Origin of the sequence: uncultured Holdemanella sp. (assembly GCF_934754935.1) — a bacterium.
Taxonomy (GTDB): Bacteria; Bacillota_I; Bacilli_A; order Erysipelotrichales; family Erysipelotrichaceae; genus Holdemanella.
Genome location: NZ_CAKVJB010000051.1, coordinates 1 through 10608 on the forward strand (window position 1 = coordinate 1; position 10608 = coordinate 10608).

The following is a 10608-nucleotide window of genomic DNA, read 5'->3' on the forward strand; positions in this document are numbered from 1 at the left end:
CTATTCACCTTTCTTTCTAAAAATACCGTGAGTAATGATTTTAAGGCATCATTGGCCTCTTTACAATCTTCGCCAAAGACATACTTAAAGGCGAAATCATTTAATAGATTTGCGCTACGCATGAGCACCTCTTTTCTAGTAGGTGTTTTCCTACATACTCTTATACGAAAAAAAAGACACTTTTTCTAATAAAAATCAAAAAAAGCGCCTTTTAGAGACTTATTCAGCCTCAATCTCCTTAATGAGACACTCATTTCCTTGTAGTAGAACCGTATGTTCACTCTTACAATATGGACACTCTCTTCCATATTGAATCGTATCATATGTTTTTTCACACTCGTTACAAATCGTAATCGCATCAATCCACTCATATTCGAGTGTTGAATTTTCAATTAAAGGCACCTTCTGCCTATAATATTTCCAACAATCCACTAAATACTCAGGAACAATTCCACTTACTTTTCCAATCTGCAAAGTCACTCTACGAATATCTGTAATATTATTTTCTTGTGCAAATTCTTCTAATGTTTTTGAAATATGTACAACAATTCCTAATTCATGCATACTATTTCTTCTTATTACGAATAATCTTGATTTGACGCTTAGCTGCATACGGCAAGATTGCCTTCATCTTATCTTCCGCCTTAACCATTCTTGCACCATCCTTGATATCACGCGTTAAGTGGATCGCATCAAATTCACATTTTGTCGTACACAAGCCACAACCAATACACTTATTTGTATCCACAATACTTGCACCACATCCAAGACATCGATTGGCTTCAATCTTGACTTGTTCTTCTGTAAATGTTGAACGTAAATCTCTAAATGATTTTTCACCCAAGCCCTTTTTAATACCAGGAATCTGGCGTTTGGCATGATCAAAATCAATATCAATCAATGCGTTATTCTTATCAAATTCATTAAATAAATGTAAGTCTCTGCCAATTGTCAAAGAATGACCCTTATGCACAAATCGATGCATCGATTCTGCCGCTTCTTTACCATGGCTAATCGCATCTATCGCAAATTTTGGACCTGTATACACATCACCACCCGCAAATACATCTTCAACAGATGTTTGTAGTGTTGTGCCATCGGCTTTGATGGTTCCATTTGGATTGATTTCTACATCAAATCCTTGAATTGGAACAATACTTTGTCCAATCGAAAGGAATACATGACTACACTGCATAGTTTCTAAAATAGTTTCATCATAGCTTGGATTGAATCTTCCCGTTTCATCTTTTACACTTACACATTGTTTAAACACAATTGAATCTTCTAAGATTTCCTTTGGACCCCATCCACAATGAAGAATTATACCCTCTTCTTTAGCTTCTGATACTTCTTCAAAACTTGCCGGCATTTCAGCTTCTTGTTCCAAAGAATATAAATGAACCTTTTCAGCTCCACTTCTTAAAGCAGCACGAGCTACATCTATCGCAACATTTCCACCACCAACGACAACCACATCTCCAGAAATTAAATTTGGATCTTCTGTTTTATTGACTTTACGCAAGAAATCAATTCCAGATTCAACCATTTCATTATCCTCGCCTGGAATGTTTAGTTTTCTTGATCCTTGAGCACCAATAGCCACATAGAATGCTTCATAGCCTTCTTTTCTTAAATCATCCAAAGAAATATCTTTACCTACTTCTATACCACACTTAAATTCAATGCCCATAGCCTTTAAAACTTCAATTTCAGCTTCAATCACAGACTTCTCTAAACGGAAAGATGGAATTCCATATACCAACATACCACCTGGTTTTTGTTCCTTTTCGAATATTGTGACAGGATAGCCCATCATTCTTAAATAATAAGCTGCACTCATACCAGCCGGACCCGCACCAATAATGGCCATCTTATTTGTGAAGAATTTGCCTTCAACATTTTCACATAAAGGAATATAGCGCTTATCTTCATGAAGTTCTTGTTCGGCAATAAATTTCTTGATTTCATCAATAGCCAAAGGCTCATCAATCAAGCCACGCGTACATTGTTGTTCACACCTTCTATTACAAATAGCTCCACATACAGCTGGAAATGGATTAAAATCTTTGATCAACTTTAATGCATCCATATAACGACCTTCTTTAGCCATCTTAATATAGCCTTGAACTGGCAAATGTGCAGGACACGCACTCTTACAAGGTGATGTTCCACTTTCGTAACAATTTACTTTAGCTGTATCTCTAAAGTTCCAATTCCACTTTTCAGGACCCCACTTCACATCATCTGGAAGCTCTTGTTGAGGATATGTAACTGGACCTGCTTTTGTACATAATTTTTGCCCTAATTTTGCCGCACCTACTGGACAAATTTCTACACACTTTCCACAAGCCACACACTTTTCACTATCCACATGCGCTCTATAGGCACTGGCTGACATATTTGGCGTATTAAACAATTGACTTGTTCTTAATGCGTTACATACGCCATGTGCGCAGTTACAAATCGCAAAGATCTTATCCTCTCCATCAATATTTGTAATTTGATGGACATAGCCTTTTCTTTCGCATCTTTCTAAAGTTTCAATCACTTCTTCATACGTACAATAATGACCACCCTTGTTTGTCTGTACAACATAATCAGCCATATCACCAACCGCAATACAAACATCCGCTTCTACATCCCCAGTTCCTTCACCTCTAACACGTTGTTGTCTTCTACATGAACATGGAGAAAGAGCATACTTGTCATATTTATTCAGCCAATGTGAGATCCTTTCCACACTTACCGCTTCTTGATTGGCATGAATTGCCTTTTCTACAGGAATGACATGCATACCAATACCCGCTCCTCCAGGAGGAACCATTGGCGTTACTTTTTCAAGTGGTAAGCGTGTCATCTTTTCAAAGAAATCCGCAACAATTGGATGTTCTTCTACAAGATCTTTATTCATGACCATAAATTCAGCAGCTCCAGGAACAAACTGAGGAAGCACAAACTGTTTATGATGATCCTCATTTTCCCAATTGTATTCAATCATTCCAATGTCACATACTTCATTTAATACACGATTCACTCTACCCGCAGGCCAGCCACTTCTTTTCACAACTTCCTCAAAAGAAAGTGGTTTACGCACTTCAAAGCACAAACATAAATCGCATTGTTCATCATTTAATATTTCATTTAAGCACTCATATTCAGGATCTGTTTCCGATAACTTCTTCACTTTTGCCGGAATACGATCTGTGATACGCCTTGCCAGTTTATCAATATTATCTCGATATGCCATATTATTCCTTCCAGGCTTTTACTTCATTTTCAAGCCAATTACACCAATCATCAATTCCCTCACCCGTTTTAGCACACACTTCAAAAATCTTCGCATTTGGGTTTCGGTACAGAATGTTCTTTTTACATTTTTCTACATCAAAATCAAAGTATGGCAATACATCCATTTTATTGATGAGAACCACATCACAAACTTGAAACATCAATGGATATTTCAAAGGTTTATCATCTCCTTCAGGAACGCTTAGAATAGCCACATTTTTAGTGGATCCCGTATCAAATTCGGCAGGACAAACTAAATTACCTACATTTTCAAGGACAGCCAAATCTAAATCTTCCATTCCCATTTCATGCAGTCCTTGACGTGTCATATCGGCGTCTAAATGACACATACCACCTGTATGTAACTGAATCGTGCGCACACCATATTCACTGATGGTTTTGGCATCTACATCACTATCAATATCTGCTTCCATAATGCCAATTCTCATTGTGTCTTTGATTTTTTCTAACGTTCTAGATAGAGTTGTTGTCTTACCTGCTCCAGGACTTGACATAACATTTAATAAGAACACACCCTTGTCTTTACATTCTTGTCTTAATTTGTTCGCATCTTTATTATTATCTTCAAATACGCTTTGTTTCACTTCTATAATTTTATACATGTTAAGAACCCTCCTAAATTGATTGTAAACGATTTCAGAAGCAGAGTAAATAAACATACGTTAGTCTTTGATTATCTTGAAAAGAAGATAATTTTCGCCTATCATAATCTATATGAAGATCTGTATGTACCAAATGTCTGTTTCAATAGACAATCAACAAAATATAGCGAAACTAAAAAATATTCCAGACTGTGATATTTTAGTTCTATGTGAAATGTGGAATTGTCCCTATCATAATGATGCACTTAAAACAGCTTATTTGCGTCATGATGAGAGTTTAGAAGCCTTAAAAGAAACGGCTCGAACAAATAAAATATGGATTGTGGCTGGTTCCATTTGTGCAAACAAATACAATCGTTGTTACATATTAAATAGCAATGGTGACATTGTTTGTTCGTATGATAAAACACATCTTTTTGAATTTCATAATCGTCAAGATTATTGTGAAAATGAAGTGTTTGTACCAGGAAATCACCTTCAATGTTTTGATACGCCATGGGGAAAATGTGGCATTTTATTATGTTACGACATTCGCTTTCCAGAAGTATCTAGAATTCTAGCTCAAAATGGAGCACAGATTCTATTTTGTCCGGCTGCCTTTAATGAGCAGGCCACAAAGAAACATTGGAAGTTATTTACTCAAACTCGTGCTTTAGAAAATGAAGTCTTTTTATGTGGAGTTGCACCGGCTAAATATACATATAAAAACTATACTTCAGGAGGACATTCTATTCTCGTGGATGGTTTTGGCAATATTGTAGTGGAGTTAGGCGAAGAAGAAACATATAAAGTTGTAGACATTGATTTAAATGACATTGATAAAGTAAGGCAAAGAATGCCTTATTGGAAGGTACGTAGAAATGATTTATATGAATTAAAGGAGATCAAAAATGAAGACAATTCAAATCAATGAAATCGAAGGATTTCAAATTGGTAGTGCACAAGATACAGAAAATGCGACTGGATGTACAGTCATCTTATGTAAAGAAGGAGCTACAGCTGGTGTAGATGTACGTGGTGGTGGTCCTGCCACTCGTGAAACGGATTTATTAAACCCTAAAAATATGGTTCAAAAAATTCATGCGGTTACATTATCGGGTGGTAGTGCTTTTGGTCTAGAATCAAGTAGTGGTGTAATGCAGTATTTGAGTGAACACGAAATTGGTTTTGACATGAAGAACATCTATATTCCAATCGTATGTGAAGCTTGTTTATTTGATTGTGGTGTAGGTAATTCTAAGGCATATCCAAATAAACAGATGGGGTATGAAGCTTGTATTGAAGCCGAAAAAAATGATCCTCAACAAGGAAATGTCGGTGCAGGAACAGGTGCAAGTGTAGGTAAATTCTTCGGTCCTCAATATGCGATGAAGGCAGGATTAGGATTTTCTGCTCTCCAAATCGGTCCATTAAAAGTAGGTGCTATTGTAGCTGTAAATGCGTGTGGTGATATTTTCTATCCAAATTCAGATAAGCCAATCGCAGGTATTTATGATCGAAACACAAACACAAGATTGTTTAGTGAAGATGAAATCTTAAAGGCGGCTGAAAAGATGATCAATTCTTGTGGTATGAATACAACAATTGGTTGTATCATCACAAATGCGGATTTAAATAAAGCGCAAATGAATAAAATCGCAAGTATGGCACATAATGGATATGCTAGATGTATTCGTCCAGTCCACACTTCAAGTGATGGAGATACTATTTTTGCGATGACATCGAATAAAGTGCCTGCCGAGCAAGATCTAGTTGGAATTATGGCTGTAAAAGCTATGGAACAAGCTATTGTCAATGCGGGTACACAAGCAGATAGTGCTTATGGTCTAGCTAGCTATAAAGAAATTACTACAGACTAATCATTTAAGTATCACTACGGTGATACTTTTTATTTGTCGTGTCAGAAAATGACAAAAGTGCAATATCTGTAACGATAAACTGCACTTTTTTAGACTTAAAATGTTGAATTTGAAATAATAAAATCAATTAAATTTACATGTTTAATCCCATTTCTATTTTGAAGTAAATAATCTGTAGTCATCACATATTTAGGATAATTGTCCCTAATGGATTCTAATGACTTATATTCTCTATCCTCTGTTTTTTTACTCAATGCGATCGTATACGCAACTTGAACATACGCATAATTCATTTTATGATCTCTTAATATGAAGTCACATTCAAGTTTTCCAATTCTTCCCACACTTATTGAATAGTCATGGCTTTTCGCATAAAAATAAACAATATTTTCAAGTACAGGTCCATAATTAATTTTATTATCTGTATTCAATGAAAAATAGAAACTTAAATCCGATACATAATATTTCTTTTCTCCTGATAAAGATTTTTTTGATTTCATATCGAAGCGACTGCATTCATACAATATTTTCGCATCTACTAATATCTTAATATAATTAGATAGTGTAGTTCTTGAAATTTTCATGCCATTTTTTTCTAATGATTCTTGAAGTCCACTTATACTTGTAGTAGCACCAAAATTATTGATAATAAAATGTTCTACGGATTCAAAGGCTTCTCTATTTCTAATTTTTACTCTTTTACGAATATCTTTTTCAAAAATCTCTCTTACAACACTTTCTGTATAAGTTCTTTTTACCTGCAAATCATCAAATTGCACAGTCCGAGGAAAACCACCTTCAAGAATATAATTATTTAATTCTACAATCGTATTAGGATTAATATCTTTATTATAAAATTTTTTCATTTCTAAATATTCATCAAAAGATAGAGTATATAGTTCGAATTCAATATATCTTCCTGTTAACTTGGTAGATAATTCACCACTCAACAAATACGAATTGGAACCCGTAACAAAAATGGAATATCCACCATCCGTTCTATATCCATTAATCACTTCTTCAAAAGAATCCACATTCTGAATTTCATCAATAAATAAATATATCTTTTCCTGCGATGTTGTCTGACTATCAATCAACGCTTCTAAAGCATCTGCCGTTTTAATGTTGCGATTTTTACGACTATCCAAATCAATATAAATAATTTGTTCATCTTTCACATCCATTGTTTGTTTCAATTCATCGCATATAGTTTCCATAAGACTGCATTATTACCACAACGCCTTACTCCTGTAATCACTTTAATAAGATCTTCTTCTGAATAAAATGGTCGGATTTTTTTTAAATATTTTTCTCGTTTGTATAAATTCATGTGTCCTACCTCTAATTAAATTTTATCAAAATAAACAAGAGTAAACAACGTTTAACGTGTCAAAAAATGACAAAAGTGCAATATCTGACACGTTAACTGCACTTTTTTAGTTTAATCTAAAATTTTTCCATCAATTGAAATGGTTACAACTTGCCAAGGAATGAACTTTTTACTTTCCTGCAAAGCTTTCTTAACTGCATTTTCAAGACCACCACAACAAGGTACTTCCATACGAACAATAGTTACACTTTCAATGGAATTCATGCGAATGATGTCGCAAAGTTTTTCTGAATAATCTACGCCATCTAGTTTTGGACATCCAATTAAAGTCACTTTGTTTCTCATAAATTCCTGATGGAAATTGGCATAGGCATAGGCTGTACAATCCGCAGCTACCAATAGTTTGGCATGTTGAAAGAATGGCGCGTTGATTGGTGCTAGCTTAATTTGTACAGGCCAAGATGTTAATTGGCTAGATACATCGATAGATGCAGTAGCAACTGGATTTAGTGTATGCATCATAGAGCCAGGGCATCCTGTATGCATAGTACCTGCATCTTTCATGCGTTTTTCCATATTCTTTTTTACTGCTTCTTCATCATAGGCTACAGTATCTTTTTCAATAAATGAAATGGCTCCCGTAGGACATGTAGGTAAACAATCACCGAGTCCGTCACAATAATCATCTCGCATTAATTTAGCTTTTCCATTCACTAAACCAATGGCTCCTTCATGACAGGCATCCACACAGATCCCACATCCTGTACATTTATCTTCATCAATTTGAATTACTTTTCTTAACATAAAATCATCCTCATTTCTTATGTACTTATTTTATTGTATAATACATTAAAATTATGTTGTTTAAACCACGAAAGGAAGATATTTATGGATTTACCATTCAAGAAATACAAGAAAAATGAAATTATTTATCATATGGAAGATATTCCCCAAGCCATTGGTATTGTCAAAGAAGGTAGTGTTGTCATTGAAACCGTAGATTTTTTAGGCAATGTTTCCCTACTATCACATATTGGTCCTAATCAAATGTTTGCGGAAAGCTATGTCCTAACCCAAACACCTATGTATGTATATGTTAGAGCGATTGAGGATTGTACAATTCAATTCTTAGATGTTCAAAACTTAGAAACATCCCCAGAATTAAAAGATCAAATGATTCAAATACTTTCAAATAAGAATAAGATGTTGTCACAACACATATTTCATATTTCCAATAAGTCAATTCGCAATAAAGTATTGTCTTATTTATCATTCATGAAATTAGAGAAACAAAGTTCTACCTTTAAGATTCCGTTTGATCGTCAACAGATGGCTGATTATTTAAATGTAGAACGAAGTGCCTTATCAAAGGAACTTTCTAAAATGAAAAGTGAAGGTTTAATTGATTATCACAAGAACACCTTCACTGTTTATTCTATTTAATTTTGACAGGCACAAAGCCATCTTTTGTGAGTATCTGCATTTCTTTAAATCCACAGGATTGAATCAATTCTAAACTTTCTTCAAAAGCACAATCCAAATAATTCTTATCATGACAATCACTATTTAGACAAATGCGTGCATTTTTAGCCTGTAAATATTCCAATATATCTCTAGATGGATATGGTGTTTTACGATAGCCTCTTGCGATAGCTCCGGTATTCACTTCAAAAATCTTATCATTAATCAACAATCGGTCAATGCAGTCACAAACAATGTTCATATAGTCTTTATCATTAAATTTAAAATAGGATTCATCCTCATTATATTTGGTAATCAAATCCAAATGTCCAATGATATCCACTTCTTGCCAGTCATACATATTCGATAAGTCAGAATAATAGTCTTTACACATCTTTTTATAGTCACCAGAATAGGATTCAAATAAAGAATCAAATACAGGTTTCGAATAATCCACAGCCACTTCACCTAAAAAATGTTTGCTTCCAATCACATATTCAAATGGAGCCTTTTCAGTTATTCTTCCTAACATATCTTCTTCTATACCCAAATGGATTTGAATAGATGAAGAATATTTTGATTTAATTCTTTGAACTTCAGAAATATACCCCTTAGTATCTCGCATTGAACTTGTATCAATGTCCAAATGTCCATGTCCAGAAAATCCTAGAATATCAAAGTCTTTTGAGATAGCTTCTAGAGTCATTTCTTCAATCGTATCTTTTCCATCACAAAAGATAGAGTGTGTATGTAGATTCTGTTTCATGATAATTTCTCCAACCAAGCTTTACAGCCTTCATAAATATCGTTATAAGCCGTTTCAAAATCATTACTGTACCAAGGATCTGAAACATCTCTAGATAATAATTTATAGATTTTGTGATCTGGATCATTATCAAACATACGATTTAGATTACGCATATTATTTTCATCCATACAAATCAAATAGTCATAGGACAAATAATCACTCATTGTAGCTTGTCTTGCGTAATGTCTAGAAAATGGAATTCCCTTTTCTTTTAGTTTACGCTTAGCCGGAGGATAAATATCATTACCAATCTCTTCACGACTTGTAGCTGCACTAGAAACATATAGATCTACCCCATTTTTCTTAGCTAGATCTTTCATAATATACTCAGCACTTACACTTCTACAAATGTTCCCATGGCAAATAAAAAGCACTTTTTTCATAGTCAAAAACCTCACTTTTATATAATTTATCATACTCAAAAGAAAATGATAAGTCATGTAACTAAACAATATTTTATAGGTCATATTTAGTTTTTAAGAAAAAATCTAAAAAAATCAAAGCTAACATCATTTTCACAATGCCTCTTTGCAAAAGTGAATATTTTTTCTTTGTAAAAACATTTTACACTATATTCATTTTAATTGAAAAAGCCCCACCGGGTTGCGCATGATAAATCAGAGGCGTGGTGAGGTCTGTTAATATTATTCTATATATTTTGATTTTTTAATAAGCAATTTACAGTCCTTGAATAATATTCAGGTAGTCCTGACGTTGATCTACGACCGCATAAATAATAATTTCCCTTTTATCATCGTTTATTTTGTAAAATATCAAGTCTTTTTCTAGTATCAACACCTTATAACCTTGTCGTTTTAAAACCGGATATCTAGGTATGGTTCCTAAATATGGATTATCTTCCAATAGATAAATATTCTTTTCTAAATCATTTAACTTTTTTAAAGCAATATCTTCACCAAAATTTCTTGCGATATACATTACAATTTTTCGAATACAAATATCTGCAGTATCAGTACGCACAATAGTATATTTCATTTCATTTTATTTTCCTTTTAACATTGCTCGTAAATCATTAAAAGTGTCTTGAATAGGTGATACTCTTCCATTCGAAACATCTTCATCAGCTTCTGCAAGCAATTCCAACAATTCAATTCTTGACTTCATACTTTTGTATTCATCATAAGATAAAGAAACCGTATCACCACGTCCATTTACTGTAATAATTACAGCTTCATTTTCTTCCCGACATTGTTTTGAAATTTCATTATAGTGATTTCT

General features: G+C 33.8%; 12 protein-coding genes. 3 read left to right on the plus strand and 9 right to left on the minus strand.

Annotated features, from left to right (window positions below):
* Positions 1-219: 219 nt before the first annotated feature.
* Genes Q0E86_RS10490 through hypB form a run of 3 tightly spaced genes read right to left on the minus strand, consistent with a single transcriptional unit; the run spans position 220 to position 3911 of the window.
* Positions 220-564 (minus strand): hydrogenase maturation nickel metallochaperone HypA, encoded by a 345-nt coding sequence (locus tag Q0E86_RS10490; RefSeq protein WP_295756932.1) that lies wholly within the window; start codon positions 562-564, stop codon positions 220-222.
* Between the two features lies 1 nt (position 565).
* Complete coding sequence (locus Q0E86_RS10495; RefSeq protein ID WP_295756934.1) at positions 566-3247, minus strand: FAD-dependent oxidoreductase; 2682 nt, start codon at positions 3245-3247, stop codon at positions 566-568.
* 1 nt (position 3248) lies between these two features.
* Positions 3249-3911 (minus strand): hydrogenase nickel incorporation protein HypB, encoded by a 663-nt coding sequence (gene hypB / locus Q0E86_RS10500; protein WP_295756936.1) that lies wholly within the window; start codon positions 3909-3911, stop codon positions 3249-3251.
* A 124-nt stretch (positions 3912-4035) separates the two neighbouring features.
* Here hypB and Q0E86_RS10505 point away from each other — a divergent pair, with 124 nt between their 5' ends.
* Together Q0E86_RS10505 and Q0E86_RS10510 are read left to right on the plus strand one after the other, a co-directional pair.
* On the plus strand, positions 4036-4824 hold the full coding sequence (locus tag Q0E86_RS10505) for a nitrilase-related carbon-nitrogen hydrolase (RefSeq protein WP_295756939.1): 789 nt from the start codon (positions 4036-4038) through the stop codon (positions 4822-4824).
* The gene (locus Q0E86_RS10510; RefSeq protein ID WP_295756941.1) at positions 4802-5770 is read left to right on the plus strand and encodes a P1 family peptidase; all 969 of its coding nucleotides are present in this window, start codon (positions 4802-4804) and stop codon (positions 5768-5770) included. Before Q0E86_RS10505 ends, Q0E86_RS10510 begins: the two co-directional genes overlap by 23 nt.
* A gap of 95 nt (positions 5771-5865) precedes the next feature.
* On the opposite strand, the gene Q0E86_RS10515 is transcribed toward Q0E86_RS10510, so the two are convergent.
* Complete coding sequence (locus Q0E86_RS10515) at positions 5866-6987, minus strand: ATP-binding protein (RefSeq protein ID WP_295756945.1); 1122 nt, start codon at positions 6985-6987, stop codon at positions 5866-5868.
* A gap of 224 nt (positions 6988-7211) precedes the next feature.
* Positions 7212-7904: an ATP-binding protein gene (locus Q0E86_RS10520; RefSeq protein WP_295756947.1), complete on the minus strand. Its 693-nt coding sequence runs from the start codon at positions 7902-7904 to the stop codon at positions 7212-7214.
* An 84-nt stretch (positions 7905-7988) separates the two neighbouring features.
* Between Q0E86_RS10520 and Q0E86_RS10525 the strand changes: the two genes are divergently transcribed.
* The gene (locus Q0E86_RS10525; RefSeq protein ID WP_295756949.1) at positions 7989-8543 is read left to right on the plus strand and encodes a Crp/Fnr family transcriptional regulator; all 555 of its coding nucleotides are present in this window, start codon (positions 7989-7991) and stop codon (positions 8541-8543) included.
* On the opposite strand, the gene Q0E86_RS10530 is transcribed toward Q0E86_RS10525, so the two are convergent.
* From Q0E86_RS10530 to Q0E86_RS10545, 4 genes are all read right to left on the minus strand, one after another.
* Complete coding sequence (locus tag Q0E86_RS10530) at positions 8536-9327, minus strand: histidinol-phosphatase (protein WP_295756952.1); 792 nt, start codon at positions 9325-9327, stop codon at positions 8536-8538. The two genes, Q0E86_RS10525 and Q0E86_RS10530, sit on opposite strands and share 8 nt — an antisense overlap.
* Entirely contained in the window at positions 9324-9752 is a 429-nt protein-coding gene (locus Q0E86_RS10535; protein ID WP_295756954.1) for a low molecular weight protein-tyrosine-phosphatase, read from the minus strand. Before Q0E86_RS10535 ends, Q0E86_RS10530 begins: the two co-directional genes overlap by 4 nt.
* Positions 9753-10047: 295 nt before the next feature.
* Positions 10048-10365, minus strand: coding sequence for a type II toxin-antitoxin system RelE/ParE family toxin (locus tag Q0E86_RS10540; RefSeq protein ID WP_295756956.1), 318 nt, complete (start codon positions 10363-10365; stop codon positions 10048-10050).
* 6 nt (positions 10366-10371) lie between these two features.
* Positions 10372-10608, minus strand: a 237-nt coding sequence (locus tag Q0E86_RS10545) for a type II toxin-antitoxin system prevent-host-death family antitoxin (RefSeq protein ID WP_295756958.1), incomplete at its 5' end; no start/stop codon positions are given.

What these genes read in the sequence shown, in the direction of transcription:
- Q0E86_RS10490 (WP_295756932.1), bottom strand. Translation starts at nt 564, where the DNA reads ATGCATGAATTAGGAATTGTTGTACATATTTCAAAAACATTAGAAGAA.
- Q0E86_RS10495 (WP_295756934.1), bottom strand. Translation starts at nt 3,247, where the DNA reads ATGGCATATCGAGATAATATTGATAAACTGGCAAGGCGTATCACAGAT.
- hypB (WP_295756936.1), bottom strand. Translation starts at nt 3,911, where the DNA reads ATGTATAAAATTATAGAAGTGAAACAAAGCGTATTTGAAGATAATAAT.
- Q0E86_RS10505 (WP_295756939.1), top strand. Translation starts at nt 4,036, where the DNA reads ATGTACCAAATGTCTGTTTCAATAGACAATCAACAAAATATAGCGAAA.
- Q0E86_RS10510 (WP_295756941.1), top strand. Translation starts at nt 4,802, where the DNA reads ATGAAGACAATTCAAATCAATGAAATCGAAGGATTTCAAATTGGTAGT.
- Q0E86_RS10515 (WP_295756945.1), bottom strand. Translation starts at nt 6,987, where the DNA reads ATGGAAACTATATGCGATGAATTGAAACAAACAATGGATGTGAAAGAT.
- Q0E86_RS10520 (WP_295756947.1), bottom strand. Translation starts at nt 7,904, where the DNA reads ATGTTAAGAAAAGTAATTCAAATTGATGAAGATAAATGTACAGGATGT.
- Q0E86_RS10525 (WP_295756949.1), top strand. Translation starts at nt 7,989, where the DNA reads ATGGATTTACCATTCAAGAAATACAAGAAAAATGAAATTATTTATCAT.
- Q0E86_RS10530 (WP_295756952.1), bottom strand. Translation starts at nt 9,327, where the DNA reads ATGAAACAGAATCTACATACACACTCTATCTTTTGTGATGGAAAAGAT.
- Q0E86_RS10535 (WP_295756954.1), bottom strand. Translation starts at nt 9,752, where the DNA reads ATGAAAAAAGTGCTTTTTATTTGCCATGGGAACATTTGTAGAAGTGTA.
- Q0E86_RS10540 (WP_295756956.1), bottom strand. Translation starts at nt 10,365, where the DNA reads ATGAAATATACTATTGTGCGTACTGATACTGCAGATATTTGTATTCGA.